Genomic DNA, 19,887 nt, shown 5'->3' on the forward strand with positions numbered 1-19,887 from the left:
GTAATCTTTCCTATTCTTCTTTCTCGTCAGAGATACATTGACCTTTAAGACTTTTGTTTAGTTTTATTTGTGGAAATGCATATAGATTTTCACTTCTGAGAAAACTTTTTTCTAAGTTCAATAGTTCTTCTATTTTATCTCTATTTAGTGAAACTCCAAATAATGAAAGCTCATCTATTAATTCTTCAGACGTAAAATATTCCTCATTTATTAAGAATTCAATCGCTTTCTTCAAATATTGTGGTTCAGTTAAAGGTGTTTCACTATCTAAAGGTTCTTTTTTTCGATATCCCTTTTCTGACATTTGTTTCATCAGGTATTGATATTGTCCATGAGTTATCGCTCCAATTTGATGGGCACGTACAATAAGTGCAGAAGCAGAGACATGATACTTCTTTTTCAATTCTAAATACAAAGATATATTTGTTATTTGATTCCCCTTAAGATCATTTCGATACATTTCTTTTGGAATTAGAAGAGCACCCGCAAATGCATTCATTTTTTTTTCCATTTCGCGGTATTCCGTACTCGTCATTTCTTCAACTGTATAATCGTCATCCATTAAGATGTGCCCTAATTCATGTGCTGCATTGAAATTTCTCCGGTAAAAACTCTCTTTATCAGAACCAAGGATAACAATTGGCACAAGATTATCTCCAATAGTTTGGACTTGACTATAGGCATCAATTTCATCGCAGTTTGCAAATACGGATGCCATCACAATTCCATTGCGTTCCATTACATCAATTATATTTAAAATGGGGCCATTGCCAAGTTCCCATGTTTTTCTAACTAACTTAGCAAGTTCTTCAATATCAATGTTCACATGATTATATTTCAATGGTATAAATGATTTGAATTCTATATATTCTTTTAAAAATGTATAGATTTGGGCTAATAAAATCAGATGGGCAATTTGGCTATTTTTTTGTCGCATCGTCGTTTTTTGAAGAGAACGAAAATATGTATCTCCTAAGATTGCATTCGTCTTTGGCGCATCATAAAAATATTGTCGGGGAAAACCTAGACAGTCCGTAATTTTTTTTAACGTTTCTACCTTTGGCTCTGCCTTTCCATTTTCAAATTGTGAAATCGCCTGTTTTGTCACACCACTCATCTCAGCGACTTCTTTTATCGTAAGACCACAATATTCTCTGGCAAGTTTTAAGCGCCCAAAATTAAACGCATTTTCTAAATTATCCATTGCATAACTCTTTTCTAAATCAAACGATACTCTTCTTTTCGGATTTCCTTTTTTTGGCTTTCAAAGTTACTTTAGGTGCAAAGGTCGAAATTTCTGGATTCGTAATATTATATTTGTTTTCTTCTTCATACTCAGTACCAATAAATTCATTCCAGCTTTCTTGATTGATTATATTAAAGCCTTGTTTAATCTGTATCGCTGATACATTGGTTAGTATTCCCATTTGTTCAGTGATAGAAACAACATAAAAGTTTGAAGTATCTTCGAGATTGATATCTGAGCAAAGCAGATTCCTCTGTTGAAGTAATTTTCTTTCAATTAATTTATTGTCATTATCTGAATAAAGCATCGATAATTGTTGCTCAATGGGTTCAGAAGCGGAACAATTATTAAGTGTAGCTAGCGCATTAATATAATGTTCAGAACAATCGCCCTTGCTTTTAATGATGTTTTCTAATCTCTCTGCACGCATAATAGCATAGAGATCCTTGGTTTCCTCATCGTAGACTAAGAAAAATTTCCACGAATTCTTATGCGCAATAAAAAAAGGAATATTATTGACTTCCAAAATATTTTTGAGCCCTAAATTAAAAAAGTTCCAATTGTAAAGACTTAGTCCATTTGATGTAGGAATACCTTTTTTTATATTCTCTAGTCGAGCTTCTTTAATTTCTTGAAGACCATTCTGGATACCTTGTACGATTGTACGTTTAACAATATTTTTCTTGATAGAAATCACCTCCTTAATTATATTTTACTAAATATCGTAATTTAGTCAAGTAAAATATATTAAAAATTTTAAATTGTAAAGTAATTTTAATTATTGCTACTGCAATTATATCATCATTCAGCGCTGTATCACTTAATCGAACCAGTTTATATTTATTGCTACATTCGCATAAAAACCTTGCTCTAAAAATTTATCTACAAAAAATGGACTGTTTGCTATAAGCATAACAGTCCATAAAGCGATTTAATTAATTGTTCTACATTTTTAAAGAACATCACAACTCACAGATAAAAAGAAACCTATCCTTAGACATCCACCGCACCCACCATTTCCCCCATCACTACCTCCAACCCTTGGGCCCGCCGCCCCAGCAGGCGGATGGCGACATCGCCGCTGGCCAGGCGGGTGGCGCCGCCGATGATTTCATCGGCGGCTTCGATCTGGTTGCGAAAGGCAGAGAGGGCGGCTTTATCCACGGGGATGCCGAAGAGGGTGAGGGCGCCCATGTGGGTGTAGCCCTCGTAGAGCCCGATGCCAGCCAGATCAAAGGCCTCGGGATCGAAGCGGATATTGTCCCGATAGATGAGATGCCCTTCCCGGCGCACCTGGGTATGGCTGTGGAAGTAGCGGTAGTCAAAGGCCTCTCCCCTGGCGGCCCGGCCACAGGCGATGACCTCCCGGAGGATGAAGCGGGACGCCGGGGCCAGGTCCACCGTGAGGGTATTCTCAAAGGCGGACTGGGCAAAGGGAATGACGGGCTGAGGGCTGTAATCCAAAAATCCATGGGATTCCAGGGTGATGTGGGTCCGGCGGGTGGCCTGGCCGCCCCCGGGCATCCGGTGGATTTTTTCGTAGGCCTGGGATTTGAAAACCATGGCGGCCTCGGGGCCAACGGCCAGTTCAATCTCCTGGCGGTCCCCCTCCATGAGCCCGGCGGAGGCGGTGAGGAGCATGACCTCCATGGCCCCCGATGGCGGATAGAAGGGCTGCATCACCTTAAAGGGCGCGGTGAAATCCAGGTCGGCGATGTGGGTCCACCGCTCCCGGCAGGCTGCGGCTAGCCTCAGGGTCGATGGCTTTCCGAAGGCGTTGCCCCTCACGGTGCCACCCCCTCCAGCAGGACCGCGGCTTTAATCCAGTCCAGGACGGCCTGAGTGCCCTCCTCCCCTCGGATATTGGTGAAGAGGAAGGGGCGATCCCCCCGCATCTTTTTGGAGTCCCGCTCCATGACAAAGAGGTCCGCCCCCACATGGGGAGCCAGGTCAATTTTATTGATGACCAGCAGATCGGACCGGGTGATGCCGGGGCCGCCCTTGCGGGGGATTTTATCCCCCTCGGCCACGTCGATGACAAAGATGGTGGCGTCCACCAGCTCGGGGCTGAAGGTGGCGGAGAGGTTATCCCCACCGCTTTCGATGAACATCAGCTCCAAATCCGGGAAGGCGGTCCGCAGCTCGTCCACGGCCTCCAGATTCATGGAGGCATCCTCCCGGATGGCGGTGTGGGGACAGCCCCCGGTCTCCACACCGAGGATGCGCTCCCGGGGGAGCACCCCGCTTTTGCACAGAAACTCGGCATCCTCCTGGGTGTAGATATCGTTAGTAATCACCCCGATGCTGTAATCCGCAGCCATATGGCCCACTAAATTTTCGATGAGGGCGGTTTTCCCCGAGCCCACCGGCCCGGCCACCCCGATTTTCACAAATGACATGTTTTCTCCTTCCATCCCTATACAATCAGGACATATACAGCCGGGAATACAGCACCTCGTGGGCCATCCCCCGGATATCGAAGCCCGGGCAGCCGACGCAGAGCATGGACTCCGGCAGCTCCTCCACCGCCACCACCAGCTCCGTGAGCAGAGGGTGCAGCTCCGCCAGCAGGGCCTGGCCCAGGGTCTGGCTCAGGGGGATGGTTTTCACACAGGTGGTCACCATGGCCGAGGCCTGGGCGTACAAAAAATGGGAAAGCCCCGGGGCCTTCCCAATGCCGGCGGCGGCGCAGAGGACGCCGTAGGCCACGGCGTGGTGATGGACCCCCGGGGCGCTTCTGTAGCCGCCCCAAACCGGGGCCAGCGCGGGCAGTGAGGCGCTGTCCAGGGTCTTAATGAATCGGGACCCCAGCTTGCCCATGGCCTCCCGGGATTCCCTGGGGAGGACGCTGGCCTCCAGGATGTCATCCAGTGCGGACAAGGCCTCCCCGTCACCCCGGGCTGCCGCCTCGTAGGCCAGACGCACCGCCAGCAGCTCGGTGTAGAGCAGACTGTGGCGCAGCCGGGAGCGGATGTAGTCCCCCGCCCCCTGGACATCGGCGACGATGCCCTCCTGTATGTAGGTTTCTAACCCCCAGGAGTGGGAGTATCCCCCGATGGGAAAGAGGGCATCGTTAATCTGGAGGAGGAGGAAATCAGTGGGAGTGGCCATTGATGGACTCCGACAGGCGCTTGTCAAAATTGAAGCGCATCTGGGTGATCTCCACGGTGAGGCTGTGGAGGCTGGAGAGCAGCTTCATCATGGGGGCGGTATAGGGGGTGATGAAGGTGTCCGGGGATTCTCCATAAAACAGGGTGGCGTGGCGGTTGCCCACCTCGTAGCAGGCCTTGGCCAGCATCTCCGGATGATTGGGCACCACGGAGAAGACGATGGCCTCCGCCGGTGGGATGTCCACCACGAGGATGCCCGCCTCGTCGGCGTAGAGCACATCGCCGGAGCGCAGCCCCCGGTGGAGGATGTGGTCGTCCAGACGGATCCCCACCTCCACTCCGGCGGCGCTGACCTTGCGATGAATCTTCTTAAAGGCCTCGTCCCAGTGGATGGCCACCGTGTCCACCGTTTTTCCGGCGTAGGCGGCGTCCTCCATCTGGCCGAGGATTTTTTCACACAGCATAGTTCTCTCCTTCACAATTATAAATCCATTGGGGCCGCAGGCCTACCACATCCCTAAGAGCATGAGCACCCCCGGCACCCAGGCCGTGGCCACCCCTTCCACCACCTGGAGCTTGGGCGTGAAGCGCCCCAGGGATTTGCCGCAGATATCCTCGACGAAGGCGGTACCCCAGAGGATGGCCCAGAGATACCAGATGACGGCCCAGCGAATATCCGGGGTAATGCCCCAGGCGGGGATCCCCACGAAGCCCTCCAGAGTTCCGAAGATCAGGGCGTTGATGGCCACGAAGGTGGAAAACCAGGCAAAGGGCTTGGTACTGAGCTCAAAGACATTGTTGATGCCCACGTAGAGATAGGTGAAGCAGAAGAGCAGACCCGTCCCCGCGGCGTAGTAATTGCCCTGGATCAGATTGACGAAGTTGATGAACAGGGACAGGCCGCCGGTGAGGAAATTCATGACCGCGGCGGACTTGCCGTCGACACCCGTCAGATTGCAGATGCCATTGTTGATGAGCACGATGCCCACGAAGAGTAAACAGACGCCTAGCATAGCTTCCTCGACTTTCTAAAACAGGCTATACAGCTGGGTCAGGGGCAGGGCCTCGGCGGGCTTGGAGGTGATGGACTCGCCGTCGGCGCAAACCTCGTAGGTTTCCGGATCCACGGTGATGGCCGGAGTGGCGTCGTTGTAGCGCATATCCGCCTTGCCGATATTGCGGCAGTTCCGCACCGGCACCACGGTTTTCTGCAGGCCGTAGGCCCCCTTCACATCGGCATCCATAGCCGCCTGGGAGACGAAAGTCAGACAGGTGGCTTCCACCGCGCGGCCATGGGCTCCAAACATATGCTGGTAGAGCACCGGCTGGGTGGTGGGGATAGAGGCATTGGCATCCCCCATCTTGGCGGCGGTAATCATCCCGCCCTTGATGACCATGTCCGGCTTCACACCGAAGAAGGCGGGGTTCCACAGCACCAGGTCGGCGAACTTGCCCACCTCTACGCTGCCCACATAGTCGGCGATGCCGTGGGTGATGGCAGGGTTGATGGTGTACTTGGCGATGTAGCGCTTGGCCCGGAAATTATCGTTATCCTTACCCGCATCCTCGGGGAGGGGACCCCGTTCATCCTTCATCTTGCTGGCGGTCTGCCAGGTTCTCGTGATGACCTCACCGATGCGGCCCATGGCCTGGGAGTCAGAGCTCATCATGGAAAAGACCCCCATGTCGTGGAGGACATCCTCGGCAGCGATGGTTTCCGGACGAATCCGGGAATCGGCGAAGGCCACGTCCTCGGGGATTTTCTTGTCCAGATGGTGGCAGACCATGAGCATATCCAGATGCTCGTCCAGGGTATTCACCGTGAAGGGCATGGTGGGGTTGGTGGAGGAGGGCAGGACATTCTGGGTGGCCGCCGCCCGGATGATGTCCGGGGCATGGCCGCCGCCGGCCCCCTCGGTGTGATAGGTGTGGATAGTCCGCCCGGCGATGGCATCCAGGGTATCCTCCACGCAGCCCCCTTCGTTGAGGGTGTCGGTGTGGATGGCCACCTGGACATCATAGTCATCCGCCACATTCAGGCAATGGTCGATGACCGCCGGGGTGCTCCCCCAGTCCTCGTGGATCTTCAGTCCCATGGCCCCGGCTACCACCTGTTCAACCAGGGGTGCTTCTGCGGAGCAATTGCCCTTGCCCAGGAATCCCAGATTCATGGGATACTCCTCGGCGGCCCGCAGCATCATCTCGATGTTCCAGGGCCCCGGGGAGCAGGTGGTGGCGTTGGTGCCGTCTGCCGGTCCGGTGCCCCCGCCGATCATGGTGGTGACCCCGGAGAAGAGGGCGCAGTCAATCTGCTGGGGACAGATGAAGTGGATGTGGGTATCGATGCCCCCGGCGGTGACGATCATCCCCTCCCCGGCCAGGGCTTCGGTGGAGGCCCCGATGACCATCCCCGGGGTGACCCCGTCCATGGTGCTGGGGTTCCCCGCCTTGCCGATGCCGGCGATCTTGCCGTCCTTGATGCCGATGTCCGCCTTGACGATTCCCGTCACATCCAGGATCAGAGCGTTGGTGATGACCAGGTCCAAGTCCCCGTCGCTGCTGCGGGTGGTGACCGATTGGCCCATGCCGTCCCGGATGGTCTTGCCCCCGCCGAATTTGACCTCATCCCCGTAGTGGGTGTAGTCCTTCTCCACCTCGATGACGAGGCTGGTGTCCGCCAGGCGGACCTTATCCCCCGTGGTGGGGCCGTACATCATGGCGTAGGTTTCGCCGGATATTTTCGTGCTCATATGCTGTCCTCCTATTTTGTCGTAAAGCCCTTGAGGGCTGCCGCTTCCAGTGCCGCGGGTGCCGTGGCGGCGTTGGCCTGGGCGCAGGTCAGATCGTTGAAGCCGAAGATGCGGCGGGTGCCGCCGAAGGCCGTGAGTTTGACCTCCCGTTCCTCCCCAGGCTCAAAGCGCACCGAGGTCCCCGAGGGGATGTCCAGGTGGAAGCCGTAGGCCGCCCCCCGGTCAAAGGCCAGACAGCGGTTCACCTCGAAGAAATGATAGTGGGAACCCACCTGCACCGGTCGGTCCCCGGTGTTGGCCACCATGAGGGTGACGGTCTCCTTGTTTGCGTTTAAAATAATCTCCCGATCCTTGGCGATGATTTGTCCGATTAACATAGTGCCTCCTTATACAATGGGGTTGTGCACGGTGACCAGCTTGGTCCCGTCGGGGAAGGTGGCCTCAACCTGGACCTCCTCCACCATCTCCGGTACGCCTTCCATGACATCCGCCCGGGTGAGCAGCTTTGTGCCCAGCCCCATAAGCTGCGTCACGGTCTTGCCGTCCCGGGCCAGCTCCAGGAGCTCGGCGCTTAAATACGCCACCGCCTCCACATAATTTAACTTCAGGCCCCGGCCCATCCGCTCCTTGGCCAGACTCCCCGCCAGGTGCAGCATGAGCTTTTCCTGTTCCTTTGGGTTTAATCGCATGGTGTATCCTCCTTTGAACTCAACGCAAAAAAAGACAAAGAAATCGTCGACTTCTTTGTCTTTTTTGCTTGCCGTTTTTTAGATTGTTTGTAAATTATAGCATTTGTGGATGGGGGGTGTCAAGTATGAGGCGCCTGTCTTTTTTTGACGGCTGCAACCCTAGATCAATATAAATTTTATGTTTAAACTTTAGGATAAGCCTGTTATAATGCTATTAAACCAAGGATAAGGAGCGCACACCATGCCAGAGCTATGTCGTTTTTACAATATTGTCATTAAAATGCTATATTCTGATAGCGGACAACACCACAAGCCTCATTTTCATGTATACTATGGTGAATATGAAGCCTCTATCGGTATTGACGGTGAGCTTCTTGCTGGTAGTCTTCCCGTCAAACAGTTTAAATTAGTCAATGCCTGGGCGGCCATTCACGAAGAGGAACTGTATCTTGCATGGAACAACGCTCTTCGTAATATTCCCTTTGGAAAAATCGCACCACTTCAATAAGGAGGTACCCGATCATGTACATCATCGATGATATTGTCTATGCCGGCGAAGCCCCAACCAGCCCTTCCGTTTGCGGCATTCGTCCCCTCAGCGACTATCGGCTGTGGATTCGTTTTAGTACCGGTGAAGCAAAGATTTTCGACTGCACCCCTTTGCTATCCTTCCCTGCCTTCATCCCCTTGCAGAACCCGGAGGTTTTCTCCCAGGTCTACATCGATTATGGGACAGCGACATGGTGTGACGGCTCGGTGGATATTGCGCCAGAAACCCTTTATTCTGATGGGGTTCCAGCCGAAGCAAACGCCATTGCTTAGATTTAGAGAGAAACAGGGTGCAGCATCTCATGCGTCTGGGGATGCTGCACCCTTTCTTTATGCCTTTGAGGTCCCCACCAGCATCCAAACCAAAACGCAATCGGCGTCTGAATCGTTGTAGCTGGAATGGGACTCTCCGGCGGGGATGAAGCCGCTGCAGCCGGCAGTCATGGTGGTTACCACGCCATCCTCGGTTTTGCACTTGACCTCTCCCGACAGGATGTAGGAATACTCGTCGGCATCGTGGGCGGCAAAGGGAACCACTGTCCCCGGCGGAAAGACTGCATGGCCCATGGTGGCGCTGCTTTCTGAAAACAGAGCCGTCATGGCGACCCCGTCCTCCCGGAGGAGGGTCGTCATATTTTCCGGTGTCATGACCTTCATAATTTCTCCTTTTTCATCAACACAATCCGCTCCCCCCCAGTGAGCTTAGCGGCAAAGAGCCGTGACCTCAAAGCTCTGGGGATCGACGACGACGCCATAATCCGTCTGGGCCTGGGCCAGGGTGATGTAGCCGCCCCGGACATCCTCGGCCACCCGTTTGGGGTCTCGCTTCATGGGATCGCCGTAGCCACCGCCGGTGCAGGTTACCATCTGAACGATGTCGTTCTTATTCATCACCCGGCGAGCGGCCATGGCTTGGGGCGGATGCTCCGTACCATCGGCATCGATGAAGACGAAATAATTAATGCTGCCGTCTGCCCCGCCATTAGAGCCCCAGGCCGGGTAGCGGTTCCGCCCAAAGGAAGCGGTAAAGGATTCGCCGTCATTCATAGCCCGGTAGGTCCGCACCGCACCGCTGCCACCCCGGAATTCCCCGGCACCCGCACCATCGGTATGGAGGCTGTATTCATCCACTTGGATGCCATAGCGGGTCTCTGCCATTTCCACTGGGACATTGTAAGTCTCGCCATCCCCCACACAGAATTGGCCAACTTCCCCGTCCTTCCCCTGGGATGCGCCCCAGCCACCACCGGTGGGCTCGATGATCAGGAAGGATTCGCCGGTGTCCTGATGGAGTCCTCCCATGACCACCGCACACACCGACAGCATATGGCCGGCACCCAGATATTCTGGAAAAATGGGAGCCAGAGCCTTCCACACCACATCAGTGGCGTAAATCATACATTCGTAGTAGCAGGAGGTCGGTGCCGGGCGGGTACAATGAGTCACACTCTCCGCTTCTGCGATAACCCGCATGGGACGGAAGACCCCATCATTGACCTCCATGGAGGGATTGATGATGGACATGTAGGCCACCTTCACCCCGCAGCACAGGGAGCTGTAGCCCGTGTTCACCGGGCTGGCCACCTGGGGTGAGCTGCCCGTAAAATCCACCAGGAATTCATCCTCGGTAATGGTGATCTTCACCTTCAGGCGCACGGGATTCCCATGGCCGTCATCATCCATGAATTCCTCCATCTCCCAGGTTCCCTTGGGCATTTCCTTGAGACGCTTCCGGGCCAGGACCTCGCCCTGATCCAGGAGGCGGGCCATGGAGCTTTTCACGGTTTCCACCCCGTATTTATCGCAGAGCTCGCCCACCCGCTTGTAGCCCGTCCGCAGGGAGGCGATCTGTCCCCACATATCGCCGGTGGCCACATCCGGGAACCGGGTATTGCTGCGGATGATCTGATGGAGGATGGGCGACAGCTCGCCGCCGTCCACCAGCTTGAGGGCACTGAAGCACAGCCCTTCCTGGAAGACCTCTGTGGAGTCTGTGGTGAAGGAGCCGGGAGACATGCCCCCCACGTCCGTCCAGTGGGCCTTATTCCCCACGAATCCGATGAGCTCCTCGCCGTAGAAGATGGGCATGACCATGCCGATGTCCGACAGGTGGGTCCCCCCGCCCATGTAGGGATCGTTGATGATGTACACATCCCCGGGCTTCATGCTGTCCTTGCCGTGGACGGCGATGACCTCCCCGATCATGGGGGCAATGAGGCCGATGAAACCGCAGGCCCCGTTGCCCTGGGTGAGCAGCTGCCCGTCGGCATCGGTAATCCCGCTGGCATAGTCCAGGGTTTCGTAGATGATGGGACTCATGGAGGTCCGGGCAAAGGCGTAGAACACCTCATTACTGATGGCGATCAGTGAGTCCTTCACAATATCCAGGGTAATGCTGTCCACCGGCTTAGTCATTTTTGTCCTCCTTCATTTCAATAATCAAATTGCCGTACACGTCCACCGTCACCTGTTGGTCCGGTCCCACCACAGTGGAAGCCGTGGGTTCCTCTACCACCGCCGGTCCTGGAATTTGAGCACCAGCCCCCAGGGCGAAGCGATCGTAGATGGCGCCCTTGATGAAGCCCCCGTCCTCGAAGTAAATATCCCGTTCCGATTTCTGGGCCTGGGCCACCTCTCCCTGCTGCTCGGGTATCCGGGGCAGCTCCAGTTTTTCCTGACGGCCATAGGCCACCAGATGGAGATTGACGATTTCTGTGGGTGTGCCCTCCAGCTTAAAGGTATAGAAGTGCTCGTGGGTTTCGTGGAATTGCGCCACCAGGGCTTCCTTATCCGCCTCACTCCAAGGCACCGGCGGGGCATCCACACTGACGGTGTGTTCCTGTCCGAGGTAACGCATATCGGCCACGAACTTCAGCAGGATGTTTTCCCGGGCGACGCCCTGGGCCATGAGTCCGGCTTCAGCCTCCTCGATGAGGGGCTGCCACCAGCTGTTCAGGGTGTCCGCCGACGTGTCGTTCATCCGACTGATCTTCGTCTGGATATAATCGTTGCGCTGATCCGCCATGAGCATCCCCCAGGCGGAGAACACCGAGGCGGCCGGCGGGATGATGACCCGGCGCACGCCGAGCTCCTTGGCCAGATAGGCGCTGTGCATGGGACCGCCGCCGCCGAAGGCCACCATGGCGAAATCCCGGGGATCGTAGCCCCGGCGTACGGAGATCAGCTTCAGGGCGTTGAGCATATTGGAGTCTGCCACCCGGATGATGCTCATGGCGGCTTCCAGAGCCGTCATGCCCAGGGGCGTCCCCACCTTGTCCTGAATGGCCTTTTCCACCGCCGCCATATCCACCCCATTGTCGAAATTGTCCGGAGACAGCCGACCGGTGAGGAGGCAGGCATCCGTGGTGGTGGGGTCACTGCTGCCGTTGCCATAGGCCACGGGGCCAGGCATGGCACCAGCGGATTGGGGACCCACCTTCAGGGACCCGGCATCGTCGATCCAGGCAATGGAACCCCCGCCATTGCCAATTTCCACGATATCTACCACCGGGGCCATGACGGGATACCCGGCATAGCTTTCGGTGCGCTCGATGCGATACTCGGTGCTGACCTTGAGCTGGCCTTTATCGATAAGGGAACATTTGGCCGTGGTCCCCCCGATATCGAAGGCGATGATATTGGGCTCGCCGATGGCTTCCCCCACCACAGCGGCGCCGAACACCCCGGCCACCGGGCCGGATTCCACCATGTTGATGGGACTAATCTTGCTCTGCTCAAAGGTGGTGGTCCCCCCGTTGCTCTTCATGATGTACTTGGGGCAATCCACCCCCAAGGCCTTCAGCTCTCCCTCCAGGCGGTCCACATAGGAGGATGCTGTGGGCATGACGTAGGCGTTGAGGGCGATGGTGGAGGTGCGCTCGTACTCCCGCCATTCCAGGGTGACATCCCGGGATGCCGTGACGAACACCTCCGGCCACAGCTCATGGATGCGGGCCACCGTGCGCTGCTCGTGGGCATCATTAGCATAGGCGTGGAGCATACACACCGCGATGGATTCGACCCCCTGTTCCCTCAGATAGGCCACGGCTTCATCGATATCCTGCTCCAACAGGGGCGTGATGACCTCCCCCCGATAGGACATCCGTTCCTCCACCTCACACCGCAGGTGGCGCGGGATGAAGGGCCGGGGTTTAGCAAATACGAGATTGAACAAATCCGGGCGATTGCACCGGGCGATTTCCAGAACATCCCGAAAGCCCTTGGTGGTAATCAGTCCGGTCTTGGCACCCTTCCGCTCCGTCAGAGCATTGATAACCGTCGTAGTGCCGTGGAAGAACAGCTCAATTTCCGCTGTGGAAATCCCGCTTTTCTTGATGACATTAATAACGCCCTTTTCAAACCGAGGTGGTGTCGTGTGGCTTTTCTCAAAGGAAATGCCACGTTCACCATCCAGGACTACCAAATCCGTGAAGGTGCCGCCGATATCTGTTGCAATTCTCATATTAACCTCCCATTTTCCATTATTTGTGGTAATAAGTGATAAGTTTACATTATCACAAAACCCTACTCCGGTAAAGCAAAAGAAACAAATTTCACCGGTCCCACCGACGAAAAAGCGGCACTGCAATGCAGTGCCGCCAAGATGTTTATTGAATCGTTGGATAAGGGGTTGAGGAAGCCCTCAAGCCTCTAAAATTCGTCGGGTGATCCCCTCAGCATCCAACCCATAGTAAGACAGAATCTCCTGGTACTCCCCGGAAGTGGCATAGCCTTTGGGAATACCCATGCGGTGGACGGTGGTATCCGCCATATCGCTCAGACATTCGGTAACCAAGGTCCCCAGTCCGCCGTCCACATAATGCTCTTCCACGGTGTATACCTTATGGGTTTTAGCCGCTGATGCCCGGACCAGCTCAGTATCCAAAGGACAAACCGTGGGCATCCCCAGATGATCCACTGAAATGCCCTGGGCCTCCAACTGTTTGACAGCTTCCAAGGCAGGACCGGTCATGCTGCCCGTGGAGATGAGGGTGATGTCTGTCCCCGCGTTGAGCTGCTGCCCCTTTCCGATGGTAAACGGCTTTTCCTCAAAGAGCACGGGAATCTTGGGGTTGCCGATGCGCATGTACACCGGACCCTCGTAGTCAATCATGGCTTTCACCGCAGCTCGAATCTCCGCTGGGTCCTGGGGTGCCAGCACCACCACACCGGGAATCATCCGGATGATGGCGAAGTCCTCCAGACTCTGATGGGTCGCCCCCAGATCCGAATAAGTAATGCCGCTGTTACGTCCCACTACCTTGACATTCTGGCGCATATACCCCAGGTCATTGCGAAACATCTCGTAGGGTCGGCAGGTGACAAAGGGGGCGATGGCACAGAATACCGGAATATTCCCCGCGGTGGCCATCCCCGATGCCATTCCGATGGCGTACTGCTCCATGATGCCACACTCAAAGTAACGCTGGGGGCAGGCCTCCATAAAAGTGCCGAAGCCCGAGCTTTTGCCACTATCCGCAGAAAGCAGAACGACGGCATCATTCTCCATGGCAATTTCTGTGACGGCTTTCCCAAATTCTTTCCGGGGATCGTAGGTTTCTCCAATTTTCATGATACAGCCTCCAGTTCTCTTTCGATGGCTGCAATTAAGCGCTTGGTATCGGCCTCCGCCTGATCCAGGGCTTCGGATGTCGGTGCCCAGAAGTGGTAAGCCACATCCCCCTCGCCTTCGTTTAAGCCCTTGGCTTTGGTGGTCTTTGCAATGATAACAGTGGGTTTCCCCGTTCCTTCAGCCACCAAATCCAGGGTATCCACAATCTGTTCCATATCGTTTCCGTCCATGGTCAGCACGTGCCATCCAAAGGCCGAAAATTTATCCGCAATGGGTTCCATATCCATAATGGTATTCACCGGGCCGCTGATTTGCAGGCCATTGTCGTCCAGCAATAAGACCAGGTTATCCAGTCCAAATTTGGGCGCCGCTGCAGCTGCTTCCCAATTGGAGCCCTCGGGCAACTCACCATCTCCCATAATAACGACGGTCCGATAGCTGCGCCCCTGGAGCTTGGCTGCGGCAGCCATGCCGCAGGCGATGGATAAGCCATGGCCCAACGCGCCGGTATTGGCCTCGATTCCGGGCAGCTTATGCATATCCGGATGTCCCGGTATCTTGGCATGGAGGCTGCCGTAGGTATCCAGCACCGTCTTATCAAAATAACCCTTCTCCGCCAGGACAGCGTACTGAGCCAGACATTTATGCCCCGCCGACAGCAGGAAGCGATCCCGATCCAGCCAGCCCGGCCTTTTGGGGTCCACAGCCATCGTATCGAAGTATAAGGCCGTCACCATATCGATTGCCGACAGTGCCCCACCCACATGGCCGTGGCCGCTGGCCCGGAGCATGCGCAGCACGTTCAGGCGGCACTGCTCCGCGGTCAGCTTGAGTTTTAAAATCCGTTCGTTCATACCATTCTCCCCTAATTGTTTCCTCACATCATCCCTTTAGTCATCCCCCTAGGACATCCCGTTGGCGGCATTCATAAAACGACGCTGGTAGGACACCACCTGATTGGCACTGGTGAATCGTGCCAGATAATTGGGTTCTGCCGTGATAACCACCCGCCCGGCCATATCGCCATATTCATCCGAAGATAACAGCCGATCGATATCCGGGTAATTATCCGGCCCTTCCATACTGCAAATAATAAGCCGGGTATCCGGTAAATTACTCTGGCGCAGGAGTCTTAAATTCTGTCGGACACCGTCTAAGCCATCCCGGCCTTCAGCACAATCAAAGGCGCGGTGTTTCAGCATGTTTTCCGCTTCCTTCCGAACCAGATTCAGGTCAATATCCAAATCTCCCGCACAGAAATAATCTTTATCGATCATAAAACTTCTGAGCTGTTCCAGATATTTGACATCCTTGGTATCCCGGTACAGGCCCAGGTATTCTTCCATCGTCGTGGATTGCAGCAAGCGATGGCGGATGAAGCTATTGATGAAGTAAGGCCGGGCCTGGAGGGCCAGGGCAGTCTGCCAGGGCTCGAACATCAGGGTAAAGTTCACCCGATAGCCGTGCTCGTGGAGCATCAGGGCCAGGTGGTGTCCCCGGAAGGCATCGGCCGTAGAAGGGGCGTTATGGGCGGTGGCCAGACGTTTATCCCCAGTGAGTAAGCTCCCCACGTTATTTGCATTGACCGGGCCAGTATGGGGCACCTTAATGACCACCCGGTGTTCACCGAGCATTTCTTTAAACTTAGCGGCTTCCTCTAAAATTTCAGCGTCACTTTTACCAAAGGGATCGTTGAGTTCCACACTGATGTCTGCACCAGGCCCCAGAATGCGTCCGATTTCCGCCATGACTTCATCCCGGGTTTTAAACTGCCCACCCACATTGGCCTTGGGATTATTGATAAAGAGGTCATAAATAATTCCCGGATTACAGGTTAAATTGGCAATATAGTCGGCAATGGGGGCAACTTCATAGGGATTGGCACTATCTGCCGAAAAAAGCACATTGGTGGGACGCTTTACACTATTTTTATCATAACTGATGTCCCGGACCAGATCCACTCGCAGTACCCGCCCCACAAAACCTAACGCCGCCTTGAAGCCTGCCGGGGTTTCCCACTCCGGAACCTGGTAGGTTTCAATGACCTTTTTAAATTCCGGGGTCACGCCAATGCGATCAGCCCGACCATTCAGGTGATCAAATTCTGCTGCTGTCAGCGGCAAATCCTGAACGCGTGCAACCAGGGCTTCTTCTCCGCTGACGACCGGTAAATTTAAATCCTTTAACGTCCAATTAATCTTCATCTTCTCTCTCCAATCTTCTGTCAATATTCTTGCACTCCCCCGTCATCATGACCAGTTAGTACTACTTTAGTTAAAAAAAATGCATGGGAGTAACGGATTCGCCACTCCGCATGCAAAGGGGTTTTAACACATGAATTATTCGGCGTATTTCGGTACGATGCCGATCTCACGCATGGTGGACAGTGCCGAAATGATTTCGGGGGCTGCCCTTGTACCGATCAAGTCGGCACCTGCCATAATAAAGGCGTAGGCATTTTGTGGCCGGGGGAATTTAACCCCGGAAACTTTAAGCTTTACATCAGAGCCTTCACACGCTTTCTTTGCTACCAAAAATTGTTCCATGCTTGGCCCTTCAAATTGACCCGTGGCGGTCTTCATATAATCGATTTGGCATTCAATTAATAAATCACAGGCTCTTTTGATTTCATCATCCGTCAAAAAAGCCATATCCAGAATCCCCTTAGTGAGGACTGCATCTCCTGCCGCACCCTTGAAGCGCTTTAGTTCATCCCGAACCACATTCAGATCCCCATCTTTCAGGGCCCCAAGGTTCAAACACATATCAATGGATTTAGCACCGAAGCGCACCGCTTCCAGAGCTTCCATTTCCTTCACCGCCGGCGTGCTGCTGCCCCAGGCAAAATTAATGCCGCAGGCCGGCAGTACATCGGAGTCCGCCAGGGCATCCACCAACACCGGCATCCAGTAGGGGCTGGAAACGTACATGGCGGCACAATTCCATTTCTTGGCCTCCGCTGCTCCATCCAGCACCTTCTGTTGGGTAGTATCCTTGGGAAGGATGGCATAATCAAACAGCTTCCCCAAGCTTTTTTCATCCATTATGGATAAATCAACCATTATAATTCCCTCACTCTCTATAGCCCATTTCCCGGCAAAGCCGTGCTGACACTTCGGGCAGCAGCCCCAAAGCCTCAATGATCCAAAGGGCATTATACCGCCCAGCACGGGATTCTTTGGCATAATATAAGCTATCCATCAATTCTTCTTCGGTAATTCCTAATTCTTTGGGTGTTCTGGGGGCACCGGCAATTGCCAGCCACCGAGCAATGGTATCGGCATTGGGCAGGGCAGCTGCCTTTTCCCGAAGGGCTGGCAGGGCTTCCAAAATTCGGTGAATTTCCTGCTGTCTGACAACGGGGTCGAAGGAATGATTATCCCGCTGAACATCGAAAATTTCTTCTGCACCGGTACCATAAACCCTACGAATCCCCTCCTGCCATTTTCTTTCCCCCCACATAGAATCAAGGGCTTTCTGGATATCAAAGGTTCCCTCATCCAGAGCCAAAATATACTGCCATAGTTTCAAATTAACCACTGCGCCGACGCCAACCATCTGACCGTGCATGGATTGGGGTATCCCGCGATTTTCCTGGCACATGACCCAGTAGTGGTTTAATTGGTGCTCCGCCCCAGAACCACAAGGAGAGGAACCATACCAGGCCATGGCCACAGCACTGCGGTACAGGGCATCCGTCAAGCGCCCCACCGCCACCGGATTCCCCACTGCAATGCCCTCTGCCGTTTCCTGTGAAGCGCCCTTCTCAATACAGGATGCCATCATGGCTTCAACCGCCTCACAATAGTAGAGGTCTTTCACCATCTTCCCAGAATACCAATCGATGGCGGCGCTGATTTTCGAGACCACTTCACCAATTCCAGCCGCATTCATTCGCGGCGGTGCACTGGCAATAATGGCGGTATCCGCTAAAATAAGGGTCGGATAATCCAGATAGTGGGTCTTTTGAAGATCATCGATGATGATGACGGACATATTGGTAAAGAACCCATCCATGGTCATGGCCGATGGAATGGCCACACAGGGCAGGCCCATCCGTGAAGCCAGGTACCGCACGGTATCTGTCACCATACCACCGCCCAGAGAAATCAGAAACCCTGTATCCTCGGACAAATGGCAAAGGATATTTCCAAGGGCCCTTTCATCTGAGCGGCTGCCCTCGGGCAGAGTATAAACGGAAACTGCGAGATCTTCTTCTTGCCACTGGGCTAACAGTGCTTCTCCCAGCACCTGATAAACAACGGCATCCGTTACCAGCATGCCCTTGCCTGTCATTCCCAAGGCTTCTAACTGTGTCGGAAGGGTTCGGGCCACATCGGGCCCGATAACCACCTTTCCCACTGGCATGGTATGGTGCCGTCCACAGCGGCAGTCAAAGGCGTGCTTTTTATAAATATCCACTCCTTTGACTTTCCATTCCTCCATCATTAAAAAATCTTTCCATTCAATGCATCGTATACATCATTGAAGCGTCGATAGGCCTTATCATAGGCTTCATAATTATCAGGGTTAGGATAATAGGTTTGGGTAATCTTGACCGCACGGTCCGCGGCTTCGTGGGCATCCTTGTATTCTCCCACACCGATACCAGCATAAAGGGCAGCACCCAAGCAACCACTTTCACTAGCGGCTAAGAGGTGAATGGGCTGCTTGCAGATATCTGCCAGCATTTGGCTCCACAATGGAGATTTGGCCGCACCACCCGTAAGGCGAATGCCATTGATACGGATGCCAGCTTCTAACTCTGCGTTAATAATATCGTACATTTCATAGCAAATGCCTTCCATGACGGCACGGGCCATGTCGGCCTTGGTCGTTCCCAGGCTCATTCCAATGAAGGTCGCCCGGGCCTGATCGTTCAGCTTCGCTCCGGAAACCCCTTGAAGGTAGGGCAAGAAGGTAATGCCATTGGCCCCGATGGGTACACCGGCAATTTGTTCATTGATGATATCGTAGGGATCCACGCCGGAGACTTCCCCGGCAATTTTTTCTAAATCTGCAAAGGTATCCCGATACCAGCGATAGCTGGAAGCTGAGGTATTCGAAAAAGCTTCTATCGTGAAGTTGCCCACACCATGGTTCCCCTTAACCACTAAACGACCTTTAGGATCGCGAATGGATTCGTCCGAAGCAATAAAGCAGGAGCCAAAGGTTCCCATAACCATGACGGCGGTTCCGTCATCCACAGCCCCAGATCCAAAGGTATTACAGTTTTGGTCATGGGCACCAATGCAAATGGGTGTTCCTTCTGCCAAACCGGTCAGTTCCGCAATATCTGCAGGGATATGCCCCACCACCTTGCCTGGTTCAGCAATAATTTCCGCACGTTTGCTCAGGGGAATGCCCAACATATCATGGTGCTTCTTGGACCATTCCTTACTATTGATGTCCATCATCCCCTCACGGCTGGCCGAGGAGAAATCCGTATAATAACCGTCTGCCCCTAATTCTTTCAGGAAATAATCCTGATGGGTTGAGAATAGGGCTGTTTTCTCCCAGTTTTCCGGTTCATTTTCTTTAAGCCAAACCAGTTTGGCAATACTGAAACACATCCCCAGGGGGTCCCCGGTAATTTCATAATGTTCATTTCTGGCAATATGCTCCTGAATCCATCCAATTTCCTTGGCACCACCCCGCAGATCCTGCCATCCTACAAAGGGGCGAATCAATTTGCCCTCTTCATCCAACAGCCCAATGACGGAACCCTGGGAGGATAACCCGATGGCCAGAATGTCCGTAGGGTCTACCCCTGATTTTTCAATGGCGGCCTTACAGGTTTCATACAGCGCCGGGGTCATATCCTCCGGAATCTGTTCAACCCAACCTTCCTTGGGATAATAACAGGGATATTCCCGATAGTTGCTCCCCATCAGATTCCCTTCCAAGTCAAACACACACACCTTACAGCCCGTCGTCCCGGCGTCCATACCTACTAAATATTTACCCATGA

The 19,887-nt window shown here is 53.7% G+C and carries 21 protein-coding genes; 2 read left to right on the forward strand and 19 right to left on the reverse strand.

Annotated elements, in window-relative coordinates:
- Nucleotides 1-10: 10 nt before the first annotated feature.
- From BLW33_RS00425 to ureA, 10 genes are all read right to left on the reverse strand, one after another.
- A complete protein-coding gene (locus tag BLW33_RS00425) occupies nucleotides 11-1,204 on the reverse strand; it encodes a helix-turn-helix domain-containing protein (protein ID WP_090304070.1) in 1,194 nt (397 codons plus the stop codon).
- Nucleotides 1,205-1,223: 19 nt separating this feature from the next.
- Nucleotides 1,224-1,943, reverse strand: coding sequence for a DUF5986 family protein (locus BLW33_RS00430; protein WP_090304072.1), 720 nt, complete (start codon nucleotides 1,941-1,943; stop codon nucleotides 1,224-1,226).
- A gap of 296 nt (nucleotides 1,944-2,239) precedes the next feature.
- Nucleotides 2,240-3,034, reverse strand: a complete 795-nt coding sequence (locus BLW33_RS00435) for an urease accessory protein UreD (RefSeq protein ID WP_090304073.1) — start codon at nucleotides 3,032-3,034, stop codon at nucleotides 2,240-2,242.
- The gene (gene ureG, locus BLW33_RS00440) at nucleotides 3,031-3,645 is read right to left on the reverse strand and encodes an urease accessory protein UreG (RefSeq protein WP_090304075.1); all 615 of its coding nucleotides are present in this window, start codon (nucleotides 3,643-3,645) and stop codon (nucleotides 3,031-3,033) included. The genes BLW33_RS00435 and ureG overlap by 4 nt, the downstream gene beginning before the upstream one ends.
- Nucleotides 3,646-3,670: 25 nt before the next feature.
- Complete coding sequence (locus BLW33_RS00445; RefSeq protein ID WP_090304076.1) at nucleotides 3,671-4,357, reverse strand: urease accessory protein UreF; 687 nt, start codon at nucleotides 4,355-4,357, stop codon at nucleotides 3,671-3,673.
- Nucleotides 4,341-4,820, reverse strand: coding sequence for an urease accessory protein UreE (locus BLW33_RS00450; protein WP_090304078.1), 480 nt, complete (start codon nucleotides 4,818-4,820; stop codon nucleotides 4,341-4,343). The genes BLW33_RS00445 and BLW33_RS00450 overlap by 17 nt, the downstream gene beginning before the upstream one ends.
- A 42-nt stretch (nucleotides 4,821-4,862) precedes the next feature.
- Complete coding sequence (locus BLW33_RS00455) at nucleotides 4,863-5,369, reverse strand: AmiS/UreI family transporter (RefSeq protein ID WP_090304079.1); 507 nt, start codon at nucleotides 5,367-5,369, stop codon at nucleotides 4,863-4,865.
- Nucleotides 5,370-5,384: 15 nt separating this feature from the next.
- Nucleotides 5,385-7,106, reverse strand: coding sequence for an urease subunit beta (ureB, locus tag BLW33_RS00460; protein ID WP_090304080.1), 1,722 nt, complete (start codon nucleotides 7,104-7,106; stop codon nucleotides 5,385-5,387).
- A gap of 11 nt (nucleotides 7,107-7,117) precedes the next feature.
- A complete protein-coding gene (locus BLW33_RS00465; RefSeq protein ID WP_090304082.1) occupies nucleotides 7,118-7,483 on the reverse strand; it encodes an urease subunit beta in 366 nt (121 codons plus the stop codon).
- A 9-nt stretch (nucleotides 7,484-7,492) separates the two neighbouring features.
- Nucleotides 7,493-7,795: an urease subunit gamma gene (gene ureA, locus BLW33_RS00470; protein WP_090304083.1), complete on the reverse strand. Its 303-nt coding sequence runs from the start codon at nucleotides 7,793-7,795 to the stop codon at nucleotides 7,493-7,495.
- A 241-nt stretch (nucleotides 7,796-8,036) separates the two neighbouring features.
- Here ureA and BLW33_RS00475 point away from each other — a divergent pair, with 241 nt between their 5' ends.
- Both BLW33_RS00475 and BLW33_RS00480 read left to right on the forward strand, forming a co-directional pair.
- On the forward strand, nucleotides 8,037-8,303 hold the full coding sequence (locus BLW33_RS00475; RefSeq protein WP_090304085.1) for a DUF4160 domain-containing protein: 267 nt from the start codon (nucleotides 8,037-8,039) through the stop codon (nucleotides 8,301-8,303).
- 14 nt (nucleotides 8,304-8,317) lie between these two features.
- Nucleotides 8,318-8,617 carry a DUF2442 domain-containing protein gene (locus tag BLW33_RS00480; RefSeq protein WP_090304086.1) on the forward strand — a complete coding sequence of 100 codons (300 nt, stop codon included), beginning with the start codon at nucleotides 8,318-8,320 and terminating at the stop codon, nucleotides 8,615-8,617.
- 57 nt (nucleotides 8,618-8,674) lie between these two features.
- On the opposite strand, the gene BLW33_RS00485 is transcribed toward BLW33_RS00480, so the two are convergent.
- The 9 genes from BLW33_RS00485 to BLW33_RS00525 all read right to left on the reverse strand — a co-directional run bounded on the left by BLW33_RS00485 (nucleotide 8,675) and on the right by BLW33_RS00525 (nucleotide 19,885).
- A complete protein-coding gene (locus tag BLW33_RS00485) occupies nucleotides 8,675-9,001 on the reverse strand; it encodes a cupin domain-containing protein (protein ID WP_090304088.1) in 327 nt (108 codons plus the stop codon).
- A 45-nt stretch (nucleotides 9,002-9,046) separates the two neighbouring features.
- Nucleotides 9,047-10,759 (reverse strand): hydantoinase B/oxoprolinase family protein, encoded by a 1,713-nt coding sequence (locus BLW33_RS00490; protein ID WP_090304090.1) that lies wholly within the window; start codon nucleotides 10,757-10,759, stop codon nucleotides 9,047-9,049.
- The gene (locus tag BLW33_RS00495) at nucleotides 10,752-12,806 is read right to left on the reverse strand and encodes a hydantoinase/oxoprolinase family protein (protein ID WP_090304092.1); all 2,055 of its coding nucleotides are present in this window, start codon (nucleotides 12,804-12,806) and stop codon (nucleotides 10,752-10,754) included. The genes BLW33_RS00490 and BLW33_RS00495 overlap by 8 nt, the downstream gene beginning before the upstream one ends.
- Nucleotides 12,807-12,986: 180 nt before the next feature.
- Nucleotides 12,987-13,916 carry a transketolase family protein gene (locus BLW33_RS00500; protein WP_090304094.1) on the reverse strand — a complete coding sequence of 310 codons (930 nt, stop codon included), beginning with the start codon at nucleotides 13,914-13,916 and terminating at the stop codon, nucleotides 12,987-12,989.
- Nucleotides 13,913-14,770 carry a transketolase gene (locus tag BLW33_RS00505; RefSeq protein ID WP_090304095.1) on the reverse strand — a complete coding sequence of 286 codons (858 nt, stop codon included), beginning with the start codon at nucleotides 14,768-14,770 and terminating at the stop codon, nucleotides 13,913-13,915. Before BLW33_RS00505 ends, BLW33_RS00500 begins: the two co-directional genes overlap by 4 nt.
- Nucleotides 14,771-14,818: 48 nt before the next feature.
- Nucleotides 14,819-16,120, reverse strand: coding sequence for a transaldolase family protein (locus tag BLW33_RS00510; protein WP_090304097.1), 1,302 nt, complete (start codon nucleotides 16,118-16,120; stop codon nucleotides 14,819-14,821).
- A gap of 135 nt (nucleotides 16,121-16,255) precedes the next feature.
- Nucleotides 16,256-16,960, reverse strand: a complete 705-nt coding sequence (deoC, locus tag BLW33_RS00515) for a deoxyribose-phosphate aldolase (protein WP_242911541.1) — start codon at nucleotides 16,958-16,960, stop codon at nucleotides 16,256-16,258.
- 28 nt (nucleotides 16,961-16,988) lie between these two features.
- Nucleotides 16,989-18,338, reverse strand: coding sequence for an iron-containing alcohol dehydrogenase (locus BLW33_RS00520; RefSeq protein ID WP_176966559.1), 1,350 nt, complete (start codon nucleotides 18,336-18,338; stop codon nucleotides 16,989-16,991).
- 26 nt (nucleotides 18,339-18,364) lie between these two features.
- A complete protein-coding gene (locus BLW33_RS00525; protein ID WP_090304103.1) occupies nucleotides 18,365-19,885 on the reverse strand; it encodes a xylulokinase in 1,521 nt (506 codons plus the stop codon).
- Nucleotides 19,886-19,887: the final 2 nt, after the last annotated feature.

The organism is Eubacterium aggregans, assembly GCF_900107815.1.
Taxonomy (GTDB): Bacteria; Bacillota; Clostridia; order Eubacteriales; family Eubacteriaceae; genus Eubacterium_O; species Eubacterium_O aggregans.

Coding starts and splice junctions, on each gene's coding strand:
- BLW33_RS00490 (WP_090304090.1), bottom strand. CDS start 10,759: ATGACTAAGCCGGTGGACAGCATTACCCTGGATATTGTGAAGGACTCA.
- BLW33_RS00495 (WP_090304092.1), bottom strand. CDS start 12,806: ATGAGAATTGCAACAGATATCGGCGGCACCTTCACGGATTTGGTAGTC.
- BLW33_RS00525 (WP_090304103.1), bottom strand. CDS start 19,885: ATGGGTAAATATTTAGTAGGTATGGACGCCGGGACGACGGGCTGTAAG.
- ureB (WP_090304080.1), bottom strand. CDS start 7,106: ATGAGCACGAAAATATCCGGCGAAACCTACGCCATGATGTACGGCCCC.
- BLW33_RS00455 (WP_090304079.1), bottom strand. CDS start 5,369: ATGCTAGGCGTCTGTTTACTCTTCGTGGGCATCGTGCTCATCAACAAT.
- ureA (WP_090304083.1), bottom strand. CDS start 7,795: ATGCGATTAAACCCAAAGGAACAGGAAAAGCTCATGCTGCACCTGGCG.
- BLW33_RS00505 (WP_090304095.1), bottom strand. CDS start 14,770: ATGAACGAACGGATTTTAAAACTCAAGCTGACCGCGGAGCAGTGCCGC.
- BLW33_RS00425 (WP_090304070.1), bottom strand. CDS start 1,204: ATGGATAATTTAGAAAATGCGTTTAATTTTGGGCGCTTAAAACTTGCC.
- deoC (WP_242911541.1), bottom strand. CDS start 16,960: ATGGATGAAAAAAGCTTGGGGAAGCTGTTTGATTATGCCATCCTTCCC.
- BLW33_RS00465 (WP_090304082.1), bottom strand. CDS start 7,483: ATGTTAATCGGACAAATCATCGCCAAGGATCGGGAGATTATTTTAAAC.
- BLW33_RS00510 (WP_090304097.1), bottom strand. CDS start 16,120: ATGAAGATTAATTGGACGTTAAAGGATTTAAATTTACCGGTCGTCAGC.
- BLW33_RS00450 (WP_090304078.1), bottom strand. CDS start 4,820: ATGCTGTGTGAAAAAATCCTCGGCCAGATGGAGGACGCCGCCTACGCC.
- BLW33_RS00445 (WP_090304076.1), bottom strand. CDS start 4,357: ATGGCCACTCCCACTGATTTCCTCCTCCTCCAGATTAACGATGCCCTC.
- ureG (WP_090304075.1), bottom strand. CDS start 3,645: ATGTCATTTGTGAAAATCGGGGTGGCCGGGCCGGTGGGCTCGGGGAAA.
- BLW33_RS00485 (WP_090304088.1), bottom strand. CDS start 9,001: ATGAAGGTCATGACACCGGAAAATATGACGACCCTCCTCCGGGAGGAC.
- BLW33_RS00500 (WP_090304094.1), bottom strand. CDS start 13,916: ATGAAAATTGGAGAAACCTACGATCCCCGGAAAGAATTTGGGAAAGCC.
- BLW33_RS00480 (WP_090304086.1), top strand. CDS start 8,318: ATGTACATCATCGATGATATTGTCTATGCCGGCGAAGCCCCAACCAGC.
- BLW33_RS00475 (WP_090304085.1), top strand. CDS start 8,037: ATGCCAGAGCTATGTCGTTTTTACAATATTGTCATTAAAATGCTATAT.